Consider the following 20,342-nt stretch of genomic DNA (forward strand, 5'->3'; position numbering starts at 1 on the left):
ACAAAAAAATCAAACTTCCTTTTTTAGTTATCAGATTCACAGTATAATAACTAAAAATAAATTTCTGCTAATAGATTCTAAATATTTCATATAATATCACAAAAATTATAATAGACTACACTAAAAATAATCTGCAAAACTACTCAATAACTAATTAATACTAGAAAATATGAAGTTGGGTATAATATGAGGTAAGGAGGGATACTAATGGCTAAAAAAGAAATCAATTTAAAACAAGATATGGAAATCAATCGAGAAATAGCGGAAACTAAAGCAAAAAGGGTTTTAGAAAAAGTTGATGCCTTTGAAATGAATGAACATCGTCAAGATCGTAAAGGCGTTCCTCCTGTAGCAAGAAATGATTTAGGAATTGGCAGAAAATAAAAAAAGGCAGGAGAATTCTCCTGCCTTTTTTATTTGAACTTTATTAATTTTACTTCCTTCTTTATTAAACCTTCTTTAATTAAAAATTTATTATCTATAAACCCTAATTTTATCAAAAATCATTTACTTTCTATAATAAAACTGAAATCACTACCTTTCCCAGCTTCACTCTCTACCTCAACCTTTCCTCCTAAACCTTCAACTATCTCTTTAACTATTGATAACCCTAGTCCAGTCCCTTTTTGGTCAGGAGTTCTTGCTCGATCAACTTGATGAAACCTCTCCCAAATATAAGGTAGTTCAGAAGTAGGAATACCAATCCCATCATCAATAACTTTTACTTTAACTTCAGCTTCAAGCTTCTTAACTTTAATTTCTATTCTGCCATCTGAAGCAGTAAATTTAATAGCATTACTTAATAAATTAATCAAAACCTCTTCAATTCTATCTCGGTCACTTTTCACAATTAAAGTTTCACTAGCTTCGATAGAAACATCTCTATCTTCTAATCTGCCTTCTAAATTAATTATAACCGAATTAATTAACACAATTAAATCAAATTCACTTGCTTTAAAATCCATTTGACCAGACTGCAATCGAGAAAGGTCTAAAGTATCTTTAACCAACCTTGTCATCCTAGTAGTTTCTGATAATACCCGATTTAAATATTCGCTTTGCAGATCTATATCTTCAACTACTCCATCTAAAATTGCTTCCAAATAACCACGAATAGCTGTTAGCGGAGTCTTTAATTCATGAGAAACATTAGCAACAAATAGCCTACGCATCTCATCTAATTTTCTAATTTCTGTAACATCTCTAACTAAAATTATAATCCCCCATAACTCATCATCAGTCTTTGTAATTGGAGCAGCATGAGCTACAATTATCTTATCTCCAAAATTAAATTCTTCCTTTAACTCTTTTTCCTCTAGCATCACTTCTTCCACTAAATCGAGTAGAGTATCATTAAAGCAGTCATTAAATTCCGCTCCTATTATCTCCTTATCAATCTCTAAAATTTCCTTTAACCTTGGATTGGCTAATAAAATCCTCTGGTCTTTACTAACACCTAATACTCCTTCTGCCATACTACTTAGCATTTCTTCCATTCTTCTCTTTTCAGTAGTCAATTCATTAATATTACTTTCTAGCTTAGTGGATAAATAATTAAAACTCTTTCCCAATTCTCCTATCTCATCATTGGGAAGCTTGTCTATCTTAGCTTTAAAGTTTCCAGCTGCCATCAGGCGTGCTTTGTCCTTCATCTCTTTAACAGGACGAGTAATTCCCTTAGAAATAAAATAGCCTAAAATCAATGCTATTAAAATAGCAATAAAACTTACCCTTATAGTTAGATTTCTCACCTTAACTACAGTCTCTTCTAAACCTCTTAAAGGAGAAATTAAAAATAACGCCATTCTTTCAGAAGTTCTTATTGGAATTCCTACACCAATAATTGCTTGATTCAACATTGGGGTTTCTCCTCTAAAGCTAGTTGCATCCCCTGCCAAAACTTTATTTAGTTCATCACTAAAATTCATCATTACTTGAGGAGGATTATTTCTATTATGCCTCATCATGCCATGGTGATTCATCATTCCTCTGCCTTGATTATGATGCATCTTTCTCATCCATGAACTTCTCATCATTCCTTGCAGCCTCATCCCCTGATTAATTATTTCTCTTTCTTGATTGATTATTATTAAACTAGTATCTAATAGTTTTTCTAAATTATTTAAAGAAATATTACTATCAGAATAATCATTCTCAGAAATAATCTTAGCTACAGCCTGCCCTTTCCCTAATAACTCTCTCTCTTTTGCCTGATAAAAATAATCTTTTAAATAATTAGGTAAAATAACCAATAATAATAATAAAATTAAAATTGGTATTATAATATAACTTCCCATAATCTTTGAAAAAAGATTATTAAACATCTTCAGTCACCTCAAATTTATAACCAACACCCCAGACTGTCTTAATATAGTTCAAACCTAGTTTATCTCTTAACCAATTTATATGAACATCAACAGTTCTCATATCGCCATAATAATCTATTCCCCATACTTTATCACATAATTGCTCTCTTTCAAATACTTGATTAGGGTGTTTAGACAATAATAATAATAATTCATATTCTTTAGGTGATAATTCTATCTGCTTTTGATCAACTTTAACACTTCTTTCCTGAGGATCTATCACTAAGCTTGGAAAAGAAATTAATTCTTTTTCTTTAATAGTTTGATTACTCTTATCGATCCTCTTTAATATTACTTTAACTCTAGCTACTACTTCTCTAGGACTAAAAGGCTTAGTAACATAATCATCTGCTCCTAATTCTAGCCCTAAAATTCTATCAAACTCTTCACTTCTAGCTGATAATAAGATAATAGGAAGATCATTATTCTTTCTAAGAACTTTTATAACCTCTAAGCCATCTATTTTAGGCATCATAATATCTAAAATAATTAGATCTGGATTATTTTTTTCAACCTTTTTAAGAGCTTCTTCACCATCTCTAGCTATTACAACATCAAAGTTTTCTTTCTTAAGATATAAGCTTAAAATTTCAATTACATTTTTGTCATCATCAACAATTAGTATCTTCTTAGCATCCATCGACTTTCTCCTCCAATTCATAAACTCTCTTGTATTTATAGTATAACATATAAATATTAAGAAAATATTAAGAATAAACTATTAATAACTTATTGAAATTACAGAAAACTATAATAAGGAGTGATTTATTAATGAATAAAGCTATATTTTTAGACCGCGACGGTGTAGTTAACAGCTATGATAAACCAGTTAATAAACCTAAAGATTTGGAATTATACCCCTGGACTGCTAAAGCAATTAAAAAGCTTAATAATGAAGGCTATAAAGTATTTATTGTTACAAACCAAGGTGGGATTGAATGTGGATACTTTACTGAAGAAGATTTAGATGAGATTCATCAATATCTAGTAGCTACCTTAAAAAAGGATAATGCAATTATTGATGATATAGAGTACTGCCCTCATTTTAAATCAGAATGCAAATGCCGGAAACCAGAAGCTGGTATGATTCTTAAATTAGCTAAAAAATATAATGTTAATTTAGAAGATTCTTTTATGATTGGTGATAGAAATTCAGATATTGAGGCTGGAATAAAAGCGAAATGTAAAACCATAAAACTGGGAAGTAAATACCCTAAAGCCGATTATTCTGTTGAAAATTTAGAAGATGCTGTTGATATCATTATAAACTCTGAGCACTTGATTGGTGTTTAAAATAAGCTATAGCCCAAAATTTTGGGCTATAGCTTATTTTAAAAATGAATTTTATTTAATATACAATAAATTTATCTAGGTAGCAAAAATAAAATAGTGAAGAAATGGCATATACTCCCCCCCAAAACAAAGAGATGCCATATAGCATGATTATATCTGATTTTATCTACAGCATAGAAAATGGTTCCTATAGTATATAAAGACCCACCTACAACTAAAAATACTATACTAGCAGTAGTCAACACAGATAATAATGGTTTAATAGCCACTATAACTAACCAACCCATAGCTATATATAAAATAGTAGAAAATATACCAAACCTTCCTGTATAAAAGACCTTGAATATAACTCCTAATAATGCTATTGCCCAAACAATCCCAAAAATACTCCAACCTAAAGCTCCTCTTAAAGAAATTAAAGTTAATGGTGTATAAGTACCTGCTATTAGTAAATATATAGATGAATGATCAAAAATCCTAAAAATATTCTTTACTTTTCCCTGTGGGAAGCTATGATAGAGAGTAGAAGATAAGTAGAGCATAATTAAAGTAGCACCATAAATACTAAAGCTCACTATATACCAAGCATCACCAAAGATACTAGCCAATACTACTAAAACTACAAGAGCAGCAATAGATAATCCTAAACCAACACCATGTAAGATAGCATTTGTAATCTCTTCACCACTAATCACTCTTTCTTTGTTATCCATTTTAATCTCCTTTTGAATAATTTTGAATATAATAATAATTTGACTTAGCATCTAATGAATATTATACCAATAAAAAATAAATTCCTCTATACAAATATCAAATTAAAATCAAGTTTTTATAATCAATAAATTATAGCTAGTAATTATAGTGTTTTTTTTACTATGTCGATGGAATTAAAGAATTTGATTAAAACATAAGTACTTACTAAAGTAATTTTTAGTCACGAGTTAACACGAATAAAGGGCTGAAGAATTAATTTATATAGCAACTAGATCTTTATATTATATACTTAAAATTCAAATTCTACTAATCTTTTAAGAACTAAAAACCAAAATAATTTATTAGACAGCAAGGCTGTGATAGAAATTATTTTCTCCTCGATCAAGTTACGCAGGTATTTTAGCTATTGGCTACTAGCTAATAGCTAAGATCAGAACTTAATCAGATTTAATCATTATCACTAATAAAAAAAAGAGCTAAAAGATTTGACCTTTAGCTCATAACATATTTATTAATATTCCTTTAAACCTTGAATTGCTTGGTCTCTATTTTCAGCACCAAAAACTGCTGAACCTGCTACTAAAATATTAGCCCCAGCATTAATTACATCTATTGAGGTTGTACCAGGTTTAATACCTCCATCTACCTGTATATCAATATCTAATCCACGCTTTTCAATCATCGCTCTTAACTCTTTAATTTTAGGTATCATTTCTGGAATAAAACTTTGCCCCCCAAAACCAGGGTTAACAGTCATAATTAATACCATATCTAACTCATCTAATATATACTCTATAGCAGTTAAAGGTGTAGCAGGATTTAAAGCTACTGCTGCTTTAACACCATTTGCTTTAATATTTTGAACTGTACGGTGTAGATGAGGACATGTTTCTATATGCACACTGATAATATCTGCTCCTGCTTTAGCAAACTCAGGGATATATTGATCAGGGTTTTCAATCATCAAGTGAACATCTAATATCTGATCAGTCTTGTCTTGAATAGAGTTTAAAACCAAAGGTCCAATAGTGATATTTGGAACAAAATGTCCATCCATCACATCAATATGTAAATATTCTGCTGAACTTACTGTTTCAATCTCTTCTGCTAATTTACTAAAATCTGCTGATAAAATCGATGGTGCCACCTTTATCATTTTATCTCCTCCAATTTCTTTCTTCTTTTTTCTTAATTTCTTCTAAAAAATCTAAATAATTATTATATCTGTGTTCTGGAATATATCCTTCTTCTACAGCAGCTTTAACTCCACATTTTGGTTCATGGCTATGGGAACAAGGAGAAAATTTACAGTCATTAAGATAACCTGAAATTTCTGGGAAATAATACTGCAACTCTTCAGATGGAACAAAAGTAACATCTAAAGAACTAAAGCCTGGAGTATCTGCTACCCAACCACCTATATTTAAGGATAATAGCTCTACATGGCGAGTAGTATGTCGTCCTCGCTTAATCCGTTCACTTACCTCGCCCATCTTTAACTTTAATCCAGGTTGTATAGCATTCAATAGGCTAGACTTCCCTACACCTGAAGGTCCAGCAAACACTGATACCTTATCCTTAAGAACTTCTTTTAATTCAGAGATGCCTATACCTTCTTCTACACTAGTATAGACTATTTTATATCCAATCTCTTCATAGGGTTTCATAACTGCCTTAGCCTTTTCTAAGCCCAGCAAATCAACTTTATTAATACAAATACTAATCTCCAAATCTTCTGTTTCAGCTAATACCAATAACCTGTCCAAAAGTTTAAAGTGGAGATCTGGTTGTACAATAGAACAGGTAACCACTGCTTGTTCTACATTTGCTATTGGAGGACGAAAAAGATAGTTCTTTCTATCCAATCTCCTTTCAACAACTCCAGTATTACCTTCCATCGCTGTATACTCAACTATATCCCCAGCTATTACATCTATTTTTTCTTTCTTTAACCTTCCTCTAATTCGACACTGATAAACCTCTCTGCTATCAAAATCAGATACAAAGAAAAATCCACCAAAAGCCTTTAATATTCTTCCTTCTTTCATAATCACTCTCCTTTTTATAATGATATATCTTAGGGGTTAGGGTTAGTAGAATCTTCCTAGATTCTATTTCCTAAACTCTAACTCCTAAACTAGCAATCTCTTTCTATAACTATATATTTAAATTTCATTCTAAGGTTTGATGTCTATACTAAGTAAAATAAGGTTAATATTATCTTTTAATATTTTTATTAACATAACAATGAGTGAAAAGTAAGATTACTTTCCACTCATTAATTATACTATAACCTCTTTTCATAATTCAATTGTCCATCAAAATAAACTCTAATAACTGCTGATCCTACTGTTATAACTTCCTTCTCAACCTTATCATGGGGTTGGTGCACTTGATCATATACAGTCCTTTGACCATTATCATCGGTAACAACAATCTGAACTCTCTTTTCATTTCCTGCTGGAACATCAATTCTAACTAAAGGACTTTTAACTTCAGATCCTCTAGGATTCCTAATTCCTTTACTTATAATTAGTTGAATTGTTGTTCCTTCCATAGTCATCTTTCCAGGACTAGGATTTTGAGCAATTACCCTACCTTTAAGGTAGTTTAAACTCTCCCTTTCCAAAACTTGACCTAATAACAAATTACGCTCTCTCAACTTTTCTAGTGCTTCTTCTTTCTTTAAACCAACTAAATTTGGAATTAAAACTTCTTTTGGCTCTTTGCCTTTACTAATTAAGAGGTCTACAGTAGCTCCAGATTTAACCTCAATATCTGGTCTCGGATCTTGAGAGATAATCTGTCCCTTCTTAACCTCATTATTATACTCTTCCTTAATCTCTCCTATTTCTAAATCCAATTTATCTAATTTAATTTCAGCCTCTCTTAACTCTATACCAAGCAAATTAGGTACCTTAGACAATTTAGCACCTTTACTTACTACAACTTCAATTACCCTGTTGACCTTAATCTTCTTATCTGCTTTAATACTTTGAGAAATAATATGATCCTTTTCTACCTCTGAACTATGACTCCTATAATAAACCTTCAATTCTAAACCCTTATCTGCAAGTTCCTGTCTAGCATTCTCTACATGTTTTCCTACTACATCTGGAACCCTTACTTCTTCTACCTCCATATAATTTATTAGCATATAATATCCGACACCCATAATAACAATTCCTATAATTCCCAAAATTAATAAAGCAGTTAAAAATTCATTTCTCTTCTTCTTTTTCTTTTTGGTATTTTTCTTAGGAGTTTTTTCAAATGAAGTGGCCTTATGATTTCTTTTGTTCAACTTCCTTACTCCTCTATTATTTTCTTTAAAATCACTTTTTGGAAGACTTTCTTTCTTAGTAGTCTTCTTATTTACTTCCTTACTTACTTCCTTACTTACTTTCTTATTTATTTCTTTATTAATCTCTTTTTGATAATCTTCTTTAGACATAACCATCGTATGTTGATTAGTTATATCTTTATTTTTTACTTTTTGAGTAGTATTTATTTCAATTTCTTTTAAATCTCTTAACATTTCTACAACTGAATTATATCTATCTTCTGGTTTTTTAGCAATAGCCTTTAAAATAATACTTGCTAATTCATCAGAAATGTTTGGATTAATCTCTTGTGGAGAAGGGGGTTTTTCTTCTAGATGTTTTAAAGCAATTGAAATATGATTTTCCCCAGTAAAAGGAACTTGCCCTGTCAGTAATTCATACAGTACAATGCCTAAGGAATAAATATCAGACTTTGTACTTACTTTAGCTCCTTTCGCCTGTTCAGGAGAAAGATAATGAGCAGAACCCATAACTGAATTAGTATGGGCCATTGTAGCTGAAGTAACAGCACGAGCAATACCAAAATCAGTTACCTTTGCTCGATTATCCTTAGTCACTAAAATATTATGAGGCTTAATATCACAATGAATAATATTATTGCGATGGGCTTTAATTAAAGCATTACAAATGCCTGTTATTAATTGAATTGCCTTATCAACCTCAAATCTACCTACCTTTTTTAATTCTTCTTTTAAATCATTACCAGTAACATACTCCATTACAATATAGTGAAGATCATCATCTCTCCCAATATCAAAAATATTCACAATATTTGGATGAGAAAGGCTAGCTACTGATTGAGCTTCACGATTAAACCTTTTTACTGCAGTTTCATTATCTGCAAATTGAGGTTGTAATATCTTTACGGCTACTGGTCGCCCCAATAGTTTATCTGTAGCACGATAAACTATTGCCATACCTCCAGTACCTACTTTTTCTATTATTTCATATCGATTATTTAGGACCTTTCCAATCATCAGTCTCACCCCAAAAATTAAACTTAATTACTTTTGTAAATAACAACTGTGATATTATCATATCCACCTTCTTGGTTAGCTAAGAATATCATCTTTTCAACTTTCACTTTCAATCCTTCTTCTGAGGATAGTATCTCTTCTATCTCCTTATCAGATAGCATATTTGTTAATCCATCAGAACAGATTAAAATTAAATCTTTTGACTTTAATTCTAAACTTAATAAATCAGCCTCTACACTATTATCAATTCCTAATGATCTCATCAATAAATTCTTCTTAGGATGATTCTTAGCCTCTTCTTTATTGATTATATTCTTTCTCAATAATTCACCTACATAAGAATGATCATCTGTTAACTGAGTTAATTTTTGATTTCTAAACAGATAAGCTCTACTATCTCCTATATGTCCAATTGTTATTATTTTATCTTTAATAACTCCTAAAGTCAAGGTAGTACCCATCCCTTGACATTCTTCATCCTTTAAACTCTTATTTTTTATATCTTGATTAGCTAGTTCTATACAATTTATGATGTCTTCTTTTAACTGATCTGAGTTAAAATTATAATTCTTAATTCTTTCAACAGCCAAAGAACTAGCTATATCTCCACCTTTATGCCCCCCCATACCATCAGCTACAGCTATAATATCAAAGTCTTGTTTATTAAGTGCTAAATATTTATCTTCATTCTTACTTCTAACTTTTCCTTTTTCAGAAGCTGCTACATATTTCATCTTCTCACCTCTCTTACCTCTTCAGACAAAATTCAAGTTGATTTTTACCTAGCCTAATCTTATCTCCATCGCTCAATCTCTTACTTTCAACTAATTCACCATTAACTAATACCCCATTAGTACTATTTAAATCATTTATAATATAATAAAAGTTCTTTTTAATAATCTGAGCATGAACTCTTGAAACCTTTGGATCTGCTAATACAATTTCATTATTCTCCTGACGTCCTATATTGGTTTCAATAGAATTAATTTCAAAACGTTCTACTTCTCTCTCATTTTTAATTAACTTAAGATAAGATTCTATTTCAGAAAATGGCTTTATTTTTAGAGTATGATTTATATCATCATTATTATTACTCATTAGCTTATCACTTTTAAAAACCCTTGTACCTTCACCTTCAGTATTATCAATATCGTCAATATTAATAAGAAAATCACCTTTAACTATAAAATCCTTATTAATATTGTAGTTAAGAATGAATTCTAGCTTCAATTCCTCTTGGATTTTAAAATCTCTTTTATTAATTTCATTTTTAATCAATTCTTCCATCTGATCTTTAACTTTCTTATCTATCTCTTTTAATTCTTCTTTCCTCTTAGCAGAAACTAATATCTGATATTGACTAGGAACATAATTTTCTCCTGAAATTTCTCTTACTTCTGATTTCATATCTTTAATTACAGCAGTTACTATCTTCTGTCCCAAACTACTTAAAGAATCTAAAAAGAATATATGCTTGAATTTTCGAGCAAATTTCATTGGGAGTTTCATCTTTTATCCTCCTTAGCTTGTAATTGTCCACAAGCTGCAGCTATATCAGATCCACGTTCAACCCTTACTGTAGCTGCTATGCCTTCTGTTTCCAAACTATCTTTAAATTTATTAATTGTATTTCTAGTTGGTTTGGAGTAATTTAAACCTTCTACTTGGTTAATAGGAATTAAATTAACATGGGCCAATATTCCAGATAATAAGTTAGCTAATTCTTCAGCATCTTTAGCAGAATCATTTACACCTTCTACCAAAGCATACTCAAAGGTTATTCTACGACCAGTCTTATTTATATAATCGCGACAACTTGCTAACAATTCATTTAATGGATATTTATCATTAATAGGCATCATCTGACTACGCAATTTATCATTTGAGGCATGTAAAGATATGGCTAAAGTTAATTGCATCTTTTCTTCAGCTAATCTTCTAATCTGTGGCACTAATCCACAAGTAGATAAAGTTATCCTTCTCATTCCAATGTTCAATCCATTAGAAGCATTCATTAATTTTATTGCCTTAATTGATTCTTCATAGTTTGCTAAAGGTTCTCCCATTCCCATTAGCACTACATTGCTAATCTCTTCACCTCTAAGTTTCTCAATACTTATAATCTGATTAATTATCTCTCCAGCAGTTAAATTTCTACTTAAACCTTGCAGCCCTGTTGCACAAAAAGTACATCCCATTCCACACCCTACTTGAGTAGAGATACAAACACTTCTCCGATTATCTTCATAAGGCATAAATACGCTTTCCACTTTTTTACCATCATCTAATTGAAAAAGATACTTAATAGTGCCATCTTTAGATTTCTGCTTAGTGATTAATTTCAATTCTCCAATATAGAATTGATCTTCTAGCTTAGCTCTAAAACTTTTAGCAAGATTAGTCATTTCAGAAAAACTTCTAACCTTCTTTTCATAAATCCATTTAAATAACTGTTTTGCACGAAAAGCAGGCTCATCTAAAGAAATAACTATCTCTTTTAATTCTTCGACTACAAACCCAATTAAATCCTTCTTCCTCTTCATGATTCAATTACTTCCTTCCTAGTACTCTATTAATTACAAAATTACAATTTTATAGTTTATTAATAATTAACTTCTTAGTCATAACTATATATTAAGAAAATTAAAAGCTTATCTTTATCATGAACAAACACAAATTTGAATTTCTTCATTCCATTCTAAACTTAGACATCTATAGACAAACAAATCTAAAAAGAAATTTAAATATATCGTTATAGATAGATAATACGGCACTTTTAGCTTCCTTCTGGCTATTGGCTACTAGCCTCTGGCTTAGAACTTATAAAAATAATACTAATAGCTAGAGGCTAAAAGCTAGTAGCTAGTGGCCAAAATATCACTTTATATCAATTAAATTTCACTTTAAAGTTCGATATCTATATTGAAATTAGAATAATAAACTAAGCTTTTTTAATCAACTTAGCAACAAAAAAACCTTCAATAAAATAATCATCTGGTATTAATTGTAGATTACCATCTTCTAAGTAATCTTCTAAAGAGAATTCTTCTGCCTCTTTTTCTAAATCAACTAATGAAAAATCACTATTTTTTTCTAAAAATTTATTAATAACCTCTTTATTCTCTTCAGGGGTAATAGTACAGGTACTATAAACTAATTCACCACCACTTTTAAGAAATTCAGCTGCATTATCTAATAATTCTAGTTGTAATTCTTGTAATTGTAATAAATCCTGTGGTTTCTTCTGCCATCTGATTTCAGGTTTTTTAGCCATAATACCTAAACCAGAACAAGGTGCATCTACTAATACCTTATCAATTCTTCTATCAAAACTGACTTCTCTACCATCAGCACAAATCTTTTCAACATTAGTAATAGCTAATCTTTCACAGTTCTCTTCAATTAAATCCAATTTATGATCATGGACATCTACTGCATAAATCTGCCCCTTATTATCCATTAATTGTGCTAAATGAGTAGTCTTCCCACCTGGTGCACTACATAAATCAACAACCACATCATCTGTTTTAGGATTAACAATATGTGCTACTAACATAGAACTTAAACCTTGTACTTGAAACTTACCTTCATCAAAGGCTTTTAATCTATCTACAGATGGATACTTAATTAAATTAATAGCCTCTTCTACCCTCTCTATAGCTTCAACTTGAGCATCTTCACCTATTAATTCTTCTAATAAATCCGCTCTACTTGTCTTTAAAGTATTAGTTCTAATCACTGTTGGTGGTACTTGATTTAAATGATTACAGATCTCTACTGCTTTATCCACTCCATACCTTTTGACCCACCTTTCAACTAGCCACTGTGGTTGAGAATACTTATATCTAATATGTTGAACTGGATCTTTATCTATGCTTGGGTACTGGATTTGATCGAGATTACGAATAATATTTCTTAAAACCCCATTAATAAATTTTATTGCTCCACGGTTACATCTTCCTTTAGCAGCCTCTACTGTTTCATTACAAGCTACAGGAGCAGGAATCTTATCTAAAAACTGAATCTGATAAACCCCTAATCTTAATGCATTTCTAACCCATGGTGTCATCTTCTTTACTTTACGATTAGCAAATTTATTGATAATCCAGTCTAAAGTATTTCTTCTTCTAGTAACTCCATAAATCAAATAAGTAGCTAAGGATCTATCCCTCTTATCTAAATTGGACTTATTTAACAGACTATTAACAACTAAATTTGAAAATCCACCCTTTTCATTTATCTGATAAATTGCTTCTAATGCAACTTCACGTGTTTTTTTCATATAATATCCTCCAATTTTTATTATAACAAAGTTTTTAGCCATTAACTAGTAATTATAGCTTATTAAAAAAACAATTAATTGCTAGTTAAAAATTCTACCTAATCCTATAATTAGTATTTGTATCTTTTAGCTTTTATATTTTATTAAATTATAATCCAACTTTAATCTCCATAATCTGGAATAAATTCTTTATGTAAATTCAACTATTCTTTTTAGTAAAAAATAAATTCAAACACTATTATTCAACTAAATATCAAATAACAATTCAAAATCTTTTCTCACCACTAATTAACACTAATTTACACAAATTAAATTCAAAATTATCTTAAACTCTAATTTCATAAACTAATCCTTTACTCTCTATTCATGTTTTATTCGTGATCATCTGTGGTTAAACAATCTTTTAATCTTTTCTCACCACTAATTAACACTAATTTGCACAAATTAAATTCAAAATCATCTTAAACTCTAATTTCATAAACTAATCCTTTACTCTCTATCCGTGTGTTATTCGTGATCATCTGTGGTTAAACAATCTTTTAATCTTTTCTCACCACTAATTAGCAAACAACTAAAAATCAAGTCCCTGTAATACGAAAAAGAGTAATATGTGTTCACATATTACTCATCATCTAACATACCTCTCATAACTATTAATCTGACTAAATGACCAATAGCAACTAAAGTTGCTGCTACATAAGTTAAAGCAGCTGCATTTAATACTTTTTTAGTTCCTTTGGCTTCTTTCCCAGTTAAGTAATTATGCTTCTTAAGAAGTTTTAAAGCTCTGCTACTTGCATTAAACTCTACTGGCAAAGTAACAATTTGGAATAAGACCGCAGCAGTAAATAATAATATTCCTATACTAACTAATAATTCAGACCTAAAGAAGAAAAAACCAAAAGCTCCTAATCCTAACCCAAATTGAGACCCAAAGTTAGCTACTGGAACTAAACTATGGCGAAAACGTAATGGTGCATAATCAACATTATCCTGAATAGCATGACCAGTTTCATGGGCTGCTACACCTATAGAAGCTAAGGAATTACCATCATAAACATCTGGTGATAGTCTCAATACTTTATCTTTAGGATCGTAATGATCCGATAATTTACCACTGGTTCTTGATACCTGAACATCATAAATTCCCTCTTTGTTTAATAACTCTCTTGCCACATCTGCTCCAGTCTTAGCAGTCTGTGCTCTAACATTTAGATATCTATTAAAAGTACTCTTAACTTTAAACTGTGCATACATTGCTAAGATAATAGCTGGAATTAAAATTACCATAGTTGGATCAAAAAAGAAGAATGGCATTAATATCAACTCCTCATTATTTTTCACTTTTTGCTAGTCACTTGTCACTAATAACTTCCTTATCGCTTCTTCTAGCTTATCTACTTCCACACCTGTATTTATACAAGGACCATTAGGTCTTAAATTAACTACACCTATAACAGGTAATGGATAAATATCTTGAATCCCGCTACTTAAGTCTCGTTCACAAGCAACAGCAATTATAGCCTTAGGTCGCGTTTCCTTAATAATCTTTCGAGCTAAAGTTCCTCCTGTGGCAATAGCCAAATGTATCCCATACTTTTCTTTTAATTCAATTAAATCTTGAACCTGACACCTTCCACATCTTTGACAATTATCTAGATCACTTGTAACTCTATAGGAACAATCAGATAATTGAATACAGTGGGGAAGTAATAATAAAATATCTTCAGCTTTTACATTCATATCTTCTGGATTAATCAAGTGATTACTTACATTAATAAAAGATGATTGAATAACTTCCTTATCTAAACCAAATAGACCACCTATGTAAATAATAACAGGAAGGAAATAGGAGATAACTATCTTAGTAGGAAAATAAAGCCACTTTATTGGCTTACCCCGTTTGATTGTCAACACAATACCTAAAATACCCAAAATTAAAATAGATACTAAAATTGATAAAGCAATACTTATAATTAACAACACACCTTTACTTAACAGGCTAAAACCAAAAAGGTTAAGGTACCAAACCCCTACTACAAATACACTTAATATAGCTAATACTATCAATAATAATCCGATAAATAGACCTTTAGATTTTTGCATAAATTCTATTCCCCTAACCTATTCCCCTCTTTAATTTGATAACCTCTTAAATAATCTGTAGCAGACATTCTCTGTTTACTTGCTGGCTGTACCTCTTTTAGAAGTAATTTCCCTCTACCTGTTTGAACTACTATACCTAAGTCATTATCAACTTTAACAATTGTACCTACCTCTACTTGATCATTTGTACCTTGAAGATCATAAACCTCTGAAGCCCACAATTTTAATAAGCTTCCATTCTGATATGTATAAGCTCCTGGCCAAGGATTCATTCCTCTAATTAAGTTCCAAATACTTTTTGCATCTTGATTCCAATCTACTTTTCCTTCTTCTTTATTAATCTTTGGTGCATATGTAGCTAAATCATCATTCTGTTCTTCACGTGGTGCTGTACCCTTGAGAATCTTATCTAATGTCTTTACTATTAAGCTTGCCCCTACTTCTGACAACTTATCATGTAAAGATCCTACAGTCTCCTCTGATGTAATCCTTAGCTCTTCTTTCAAAATCATATCACCAGTATCCATGCCTATATCCATATGCATAGTAGTAATCCCTGTCTTATCTTCACCATTAATGATCGCTCTATGAATTGGAGCTGCACCTCTATATTTAGGTAATAAAGAAGCATGAATATTGACACATCCATGTTTAGGTAACTCAAGAACCTCTTTCTTTAATATCTGCCCATAAGCAACTACTACAATAACATCAGGATTCCATGATTCTAACTTAGCAATTCCTTCTGGAGTAGATACCTTTTCTGGTTGAAATACTTCTAGATTATGTTTTAAGGCTTCTTTCTTTACAGGTGTAGGCTTTAGTTTTTGGCCTCGACCTCTTCTACGATCAGGTTGACTAACAACACCTACTACATCTATAAAATCAGCTTCTATTAAAGCACTCAAACAAGGTACTGCAAAATCTGGTGTTCCCATAAATGCAACCTTCATTACTAATCCCTCCGATTTTAAAATAAGTCTAAATAACTTATTAGCCATAGACTAACATAAATAAATATGCTTACTAGCTAATGACTAATAGCCACTAGCTAGTAAGCAACTAATTTATCGATCTAAATTCATGGCAACAATAATAAGTTTTTAAATTTTATTAAATATAATCAACAAATAGTCTACCTTCTAAATGATCAATTTCATGCTGTAAAGCTCGGGCTAATAACCCTTTACCCTTAACCTCTATCTCTTTTCCATTACGATCTAATGCTTTAACCTTTACTTTATAAGCTCTTTCTACTTTTCCAGTTTTATCTGGAATACTTAAACAACCTTCTTGATCAATATAAGTCTTTTTAGACTCTTCTACAATTTCAGGGTTAATCAATTCCACTAGTCCTGATCCTACATCTATTACAATAATTCGTTTAGAAATTCCTATCTGTGGAGCAGCTAACCCTACACCTGGAGCATCATACATAGTCTCTGCCATATCATCAAGTAACTTTCTAGTCTTATCCGTTACTTCTGTTACCTCTTTTGCTTTAGTTCTTAAAACTGGATCTCCCAACTCTCTAATTTTTAAAATTGCCATTTTTACACCTCCATAAAATCAATCAATAATTTACAGCTTATAATTGATAATTAATGCTTTATAATTTTAAATTAATAATTAAATTCTATTAAATATTATAGCCTTATAAGAAATCAAATAACATTAGCATTATTTCTAAAAGCTTATCTTTTCAAAAAATACTATTCAACTCTAAGGAAAAACTAATTATAGAGTTAGATAGTCATAATATAATTTTAGCTTTCTATCTAGAATTATCAATTATAGATTTTTAGTTCTTAATTATTATTATAACATTCCTAAGGGGTCTACATCAACACTAACTCTAACACTCTTCAATGTTGACAAATCCTTCAATTCAGTTAAAGCCTGACTAGTCAAAAATCTGAGTTGATTTAAATCCTTCCCCTTTAATAATAACTGCCATCTATATTGCCCTCTAACCTTTGCTAATGGAGCTTGAACTGGACCTAATAATATGATATCTTCACCATCTATTTTATTCATTTCTGCGCTTAGAATTTCACCTAATTGATTTGATAATTTAATTACTTTATCCTCATCTTCATTACTCATAGTTATATTAATCAGATGAGTAAAAGGAGGGTATAAAGCAATCTCTCTTGTCCCAATTTCTAGTTGATAGAATGACTTATAGTCATGCTCCTGAGCCAATTGAATACTATAATGTTCAGGGGTATAACTTTGAATAATAACCTTTCCCTCTTTGTCTCCACGTCCAGTTCTACCAGCTACTTGAGTTAATAATTGAAAGGTTCTCTCGCCTGCTCTAAAATCCGGTAAATTAAGAGCAGTATCTGCTGTTATCACTCCTACAAGGGTTACATTAGCAAAATCATGACCTTTAGCTATCATCTGTGTCCCTACTAAAATATCTATTTCCCCCTGTTTAAAAGATGATAATATCCGCTGATAAGCTCCTTTACGCCTTGTCGTATCTACATCCATTCTAGCTATAGTGGCTTCTGGATATAACTCTTTTAATGATTCTTCTACCTTTTGAGTACCTACACCAAAATATTTGATATAAATACTACCACAATTTGGACAAGTGTTAGGTACATCCTCTTTATAATCACAATAATGGCATTGTAAAATAGTAGGATTAGCATGATAAGTCAAGGAAACATCACAATCATTACACTCCATAACATGTCCACATTCTCGACATTGAACAAAGGTTGAAAATCCACGGCGATTCAAGAAGATCATACTCTGTTCACCCTTTGCTAATCTATCTTTCAATTCTTCTTGTAAGAGTTCGCTAAACATTGTTTTATTTCCAGACTTTAATTCTTCTCTTAAATCTATTATCTCCACTTCTGGTAAAGGTCGATCATCTACCCGATTAGGTAACTCAATTAACTTATATTCACCGATTTGAGTGCGATGATAGGATTCTAAAGATGGTGTGGCTGTACCTAATAATACTAGTGCATCTGATAACTCAGCTCTCTTAATTGCTACTTCTCTAGCATGATATTTAGGGTGATCATCTTGCTTATAGCTACTTTCATGTTCTTCGTCAATAATAATTAGTCCTAAATTATTAAAAGGAGCAAAAACTGCTGATCTAGCTCCTACTACAATCTTTACATTACATTCTTTAATTCTGCGCCATTCATCAAATCTCTCTCCAGTCGATAATTGACTATGCAGAACAGCTACTTGATTCCCAAAACGTCCCTTAAACCTTGAAATTGTCTGTGGTGTCAAAGAAATTTCTGGCACTAAAACAATTGTTTCTTTACCTGCCTCTAAAACTTTAGCTATAGCCTGCAGATATACTTCTGTCTTTCCACTACCAGTAACCCCTTTCAATAGAATAGTTGAAGACTTCTCTTCAGCTAGTGAATTAGAAACCTCTTTAATAGCTATCTCTTGATCTTCAGTTGGGCTTAATGCTTTTGTAGTCTTAAAATTAAGATGACTACAAGGATTTCTTCTAACCTCTTCTTCTTGGTATAAAATGAAGCCTTTGTCAACTAAAGCTCTAATTGTACTTGGTGTAGTATCCACTTTCTGAGCTAATTCTGTGCTTGTTAAAAGAAGATTAGGGTTTTCGACCAAATAAGATAATACTTCAATCTGCTTATATGCCCTACCATTCATTTCATTTATAATTTCTTTGCTCTGAGCAATAGATTGAGCAAGTTTTATAACTCTTTTCGTCTTTATCTTATTCTTTCCACTAGGTACAATAGCTTTTAGAGCACTAATTAAATAACATTGATAATATTCTGAAATCCATTTAGCCAAATCTAATAACTCTTGATTAAAAAACTGAAAAGAGGTAAAAATATTTATAACATCTTTAGTATCAAAATCCACCTCTTCAACTATATCGATTATATAACCTTCAATCTTTCTTCGACCAAAAGGAACTATTACCCTCCTACCAATCTCTACATCTTTTTGAAATCTATCAGGGACCTTATAAGTAAAAGGCTTATCAACCTGTTCTACCGGTAAATCAACCATCACAGCTACATATTTGCACATCTTCATCCCACCTATAATCTAACTAATGATTTAGCTATCATTTTAAATAAAATTATTCCTCCAATAATTATCACTAAGTAAAAAGTTAAAAACCTCCAAAGTATCGCTAATAAACCAATCAATCCAGCTGGTACAAAACTGGAAAATAAAGTAGCAAAACCAAATTCAGCTACTCCACTTCCCCCTGGAGTTGGAATATAAGGAAGTATTAAATAAAATATCGTCTGGGTTACAAAGGCTTGAACAAAAAATGGTTTAGCACCTAAACCTAATAGAATTATTGGAGCAATTATAAAGAATAAAACCCAAAAAACTACTGTAAAAAATGCAGCCCAAATTAAACTAGTCTTTTTATATTTGGTTAGCTCCCACAAGCTGTCATGAAACTCTTCCATCTCTTTATATAATTTATCTAATAGGCTATTAGCCCTTTCACTTTTCATTAATACTTTTAAAAAATTTAACTTTTTTAAACTCTTAGCTATAACCTTTATTTTGTCAGGCTGCCAAATAAAATAAACAATAATAGCTGAAATAACTAAAGATATTATAATTAGAGAATTAAATATGCTACTTGGTATTATCCCTGGATTAATTAAATCAGAGAATAAAAAGAAGAAAAGAGGAGATAAAAAAGAAAAAAATAATAACCTAAGTACAAACTGTACGATGATTACTGTTGAAGATTTACCTAAAGAGATACCTTTACGATGTAATAATAAAACCTGAAAAGGGCCTCCACCTGATGCAAAAGGAGTTACATTAGAGACAAAAGCTCCAACTAAAAAAGTTTGTACTGCAAATTTTAAAGAGATCTCTTCCTCTAAAGCATTAGCAATTAATTTAATTCTTAGACCTCCTACAACCCACATCAACATATTTACTACTATAGCTAATAATAAATAAAAATGATTAAGCTTTTTTATCTTATTAATTGTATCCTCATTTATAGTAAAGGCAAAAAGAAGAACTAAAGCCAAAATACTGACTACTAGTGATAGCTTTAAACCTTTTTTTATCGTTGCCTTATCTATTCCTTCATTCATTAATTTGCCTCCTAATATAAAAAGTTAACTTTTTAAAAACATTCATATGATAAAATTACTTTTTAAATAAACTCCTCTAAGAATTACTATTGAAATACTTACATCAATTAGATTAAAGACTTTAATATATTCAGAGTCTACTATTTTAACAAAAATAAAAT

At 30.8% G+C, this 20,342-nt stretch carries 18 protein-coding genes; 2 read left to right on the forward strand and 16 right to left on the reverse strand.

Features of this window, described 5'->3' with window-relative positions:
• The first annotated feature begins 207 nt into the window (after positions 1-207).
• On the forward strand, positions 208-384 hold the full coding sequence (locus OREMA_RS18750) for a hypothetical protein (protein WP_018247313.1): 177 nt from the start codon (positions 208-210) through the stop codon (positions 382-384).
• A gap of 119 nt (positions 385-503) precedes the next feature.
• Here the strand turns inward: OREMA_RS18750 and OREMA_RS0100470 are convergent, their stop codons facing one another.
• The gene (locus OREMA_RS0100470) at positions 504-2,324 is read right to left on the reverse strand and encodes a HAMP domain-containing sensor histidine kinase (protein WP_018247314.1); all 1,821 of its coding nucleotides are present in this window, start codon (positions 2,322-2,324) and stop codon (positions 504-506) included.
• Positions 2,317-3,006, reverse strand: a complete 690-nt coding sequence (locus OREMA_RS0100475; protein ID WP_018247315.1) for a response regulator transcription factor — start codon at positions 3,004-3,006, stop codon at positions 2,317-2,319. Before OREMA_RS0100475 ends, OREMA_RS0100470 begins: the two co-directional genes overlap by 8 nt.
• A gap of 131 nt (positions 3,007-3,137) precedes the next feature.
• Here OREMA_RS0100475 and OREMA_RS0100480 point away from each other — a divergent pair, with 131 nt between their 5' ends.
• On the forward strand, positions 3,138-3,659 hold the full coding sequence (locus OREMA_RS0100480; protein ID WP_018247316.1) for a D-glycero-alpha-D-manno-heptose-1,7-bisphosphate 7-phosphatase: 522 nt from the start codon (positions 3,138-3,140) through the stop codon (positions 3,657-3,659).
• A gap of 71 nt (positions 3,660-3,730) precedes the next feature.
• Here the strand turns inward: OREMA_RS0100480 and trhA are convergent, their stop codons facing one another.
• The 14 genes from trhA to OREMA_RS0100550 form a co-directional block, all read right to left on the reverse strand.
• Positions 3,731-4,372 carry a PAQR family membrane homeostasis protein TrhA gene (gene trhA, locus OREMA_RS0100485; RefSeq protein ID WP_018247317.1) on the reverse strand — a complete coding sequence of 214 codons (642 nt, stop codon included), beginning with the start codon at positions 4,370-4,372 and terminating at the stop codon, positions 3,731-3,733.
• 512 nt (positions 4,373-4,884) lie between these two features.
• Positions 4,885-5,529 carry a ribulose-phosphate 3-epimerase gene (gene rpe, locus OREMA_RS0100490; RefSeq protein WP_018247318.1) on the reverse strand — a complete coding sequence of 215 codons (645 nt, stop codon included), beginning with the start codon at positions 5,527-5,529 and terminating at the stop codon, positions 4,885-4,887.
• 1 nt (position 5,530) lies between these two features.
• Complete coding sequence (rsgA, locus tag OREMA_RS0100495) at positions 5,531-6,421, reverse strand: ribosome small subunit-dependent GTPase A (protein ID WP_018247319.1); 891 nt, start codon at positions 6,419-6,421, stop codon at positions 5,531-5,533.
• Positions 6,422-6,660: 239 nt separating this feature from the next.
• Complete coding sequence (pknB, locus tag OREMA_RS0100500) at positions 6,661-8,694, reverse strand: Stk1 family PASTA domain-containing Ser/Thr kinase (protein ID WP_018247320.1); 2,034 nt, start codon at positions 8,692-8,694, stop codon at positions 6,661-6,663.
• A 23-nt stretch (positions 8,695-8,717) separates the two neighbouring features.
• Entirely contained in the window at positions 8,718-9,428 is a 711-nt protein-coding gene (locus OREMA_RS0100505) for a Stp1/IreP family PP2C-type Ser/Thr phosphatase (RefSeq protein ID WP_018247321.1), read from the reverse strand.
• A 13-nt stretch (positions 9,429-9,441) separates the two neighbouring features.
• Positions 9,442-10,203 (reverse strand): FHA domain-containing protein, encoded by a 762-nt coding sequence (locus OREMA_RS18085; protein WP_026188860.1) that lies wholly within the window; start codon positions 10,201-10,203, stop codon positions 9,442-9,444.
• Complete coding sequence (gene rlmN / locus OREMA_RS0100515) at positions 10,200-11,237, reverse strand: 23S rRNA (adenine(2503)-C(2))-methyltransferase RlmN (RefSeq protein WP_018247322.1); 1,038 nt, start codon at positions 11,235-11,237, stop codon at positions 10,200-10,202. Before rlmN ends, OREMA_RS18085 begins: the two co-directional genes overlap by 4 nt.
• A gap of 398 nt (positions 11,238-11,635) precedes the next feature.
• The gene (rsmB, locus tag OREMA_RS0100520; RefSeq protein ID WP_018247323.1) at positions 11,636-12,976 is read right to left on the reverse strand and encodes a 16S rRNA (cytosine(967)-C(5))-methyltransferase RsmB; all 1,341 of its coding nucleotides are present in this window, start codon (positions 12,974-12,976) and stop codon (positions 11,636-11,638) included.
• 621 nt (positions 12,977-13,597) lie between these two features.
• Positions 13,598-14,293: a zinc metallopeptidase gene (locus tag OREMA_RS0100525; protein WP_018247324.1), complete on the reverse strand. Its 696-nt coding sequence runs from the start codon at positions 14,291-14,293 to the stop codon at positions 13,598-13,600.
• A gap of 33 nt (positions 14,294-14,326) precedes the next feature.
• Entirely contained in the window at positions 14,327-15,082 is a 756-nt protein-coding gene (locus OREMA_RS0100530) for a DUF116 domain-containing protein (RefSeq protein WP_018247325.1), read from the reverse strand.
• A gap of 5 nt (positions 15,083-15,087) precedes the next feature.
• The gene (fmt, locus tag OREMA_RS0100535) at positions 15,088-16,035 is read right to left on the reverse strand and encodes a methionyl-tRNA formyltransferase (protein ID WP_018247326.1); all 948 of its coding nucleotides are present in this window, start codon (positions 16,033-16,035) and stop codon (positions 15,088-15,090) included.
• Between the two features lie 160 nt (positions 16,036-16,195).
• Positions 16,196-16,633 (reverse strand): peptide deformylase, encoded by a 438-nt coding sequence (def, locus tag OREMA_RS0100540; protein ID WP_018247327.1) that lies wholly within the window; start codon positions 16,631-16,633, stop codon positions 16,196-16,198.
• A gap of 267 nt (positions 16,634-16,900) precedes the next feature.
• Positions 16,901-19,135, reverse strand: coding sequence for a primosomal protein N' (gene priA, locus OREMA_RS0100545; protein WP_018247328.1), 2,235 nt, complete (start codon positions 19,133-19,135; stop codon positions 16,901-16,903).
• An 11-nt stretch (positions 19,136-19,146) separates the two neighbouring features.
• Positions 19,147-20,181, reverse strand: coding sequence for a lysylphosphatidylglycerol synthase transmembrane domain-containing protein (locus OREMA_RS0100550; protein ID WP_018247329.1), 1,035 nt, complete (start codon positions 20,179-20,181; stop codon positions 19,147-19,149).
• Positions 20,182-20,342 lie beyond the last annotated feature (161 nt).

The organism is Orenia marismortui DSM 5156, from assembly GCF_000379025.1.
Lineage (GTDB): Bacteria > Bacillota > Halanaerobiia > Halobacteroidales > Halobacteroidaceae > Orenia > Orenia marismortui.

Coding starts and splice junctions, on each gene's coding strand:
- OREMA_RS0100475 (WP_018247315.1), bottom strand. CDS start 3,006: ATGGATGCTAAGAAGATACTAATTGTTGATGATGACAAAAATGTAATT.
- trhA (WP_018247317.1), bottom strand. CDS start 4,372: ATGGATAACAAAGAAAGAGTGATTAGTGGTGAAGAGATTACAAATGCT.
- rsmB (WP_018247323.1), bottom strand. CDS start 12,976: ATGAAAAAAACACGTGAAGTTGCATTAGAAGCAATTTATCAGATAAAT.
- OREMA_RS18750 (WP_018247313.1), top strand. CDS start 208: ATGGCTAAAAAAGAAATCAATTTAAAACAAGATATGGAAATCAATCGA.
- def (WP_018247327.1), bottom strand. CDS start 16,633: ATGGCAATTTTAAAAATTAGAGAGTTGGGAGATCCAGTTTTAAGAACT.
- OREMA_RS0100470 (WP_018247314.1), bottom strand. CDS start 2,324: ATGTTTAATAATCTTTTTTCAAAGATTATGGGAAGTTATATTATAATA.
- rpe (WP_018247318.1), bottom strand. CDS start 5,529: ATGATAAAGGTGGCACCATCGATTTTATCAGCAGATTTTAGTAAATTA.
- pknB (WP_018247320.1), bottom strand. CDS start 8,694: ATGATTGGAAAGGTCCTAAATAATCGATATGAAATAATAGAAAAAGTA.
- priA (WP_018247328.1), bottom strand. CDS start 19,135: ATGTGCAAATATGTAGCTGTGATGGTTGATTTACCGGTAGAACAGGTT.
- OREMA_RS18085 (WP_026188860.1), bottom strand. CDS start 10,203: ATGAAACTCCCAATGAAATTTGCTCGAAAATTCAAGCATATATTCTTT.
- OREMA_RS0100505 (WP_018247321.1), bottom strand. CDS start 9,428: ATGAAATATGTAGCAGCTTCTGAAAAAGGAAAAGTTAGAAGTAAGAAT.
- rlmN (WP_018247322.1), bottom strand. CDS start 11,237: ATGAAGAGGAAGAAGGATTTAATTGGGTTTGTAGTCGAAGAATTAAAA.
- rsgA (WP_018247319.1), bottom strand. CDS start 6,421: ATGAAAGAAGGAAGAATATTAAAGGCTTTTGGTGGATTTTTCTTTGTA.
- OREMA_RS0100530 (WP_018247325.1), bottom strand. CDS start 15,082: ATGCAAAAATCTAAAGGTCTATTTATCGGATTATTATTGATAGTATTA.
- OREMA_RS0100550 (WP_018247329.1), bottom strand. CDS start 20,181: ATGAATGAAGGAATAGATAAGGCAACGATAAAAAAAGGTTTAAAGCTA.
- OREMA_RS0100480 (WP_018247316.1), top strand. CDS start 3,138: ATGAATAAAGCTATATTTTTAGACCGCGACGGTGTAGTTAACAGCTAT.
- OREMA_RS0100525 (WP_018247324.1), bottom strand. CDS start 14,293: ATGCCATTCTTCTTTTTTGATCCAACTATGGTAATTTTAATTCCAGCT.
- fmt (WP_018247326.1), bottom strand. CDS start 16,035: ATGAAGGTTGCATTTATGGGAACACCAGATTTTGCAGTACCTTGTTTG.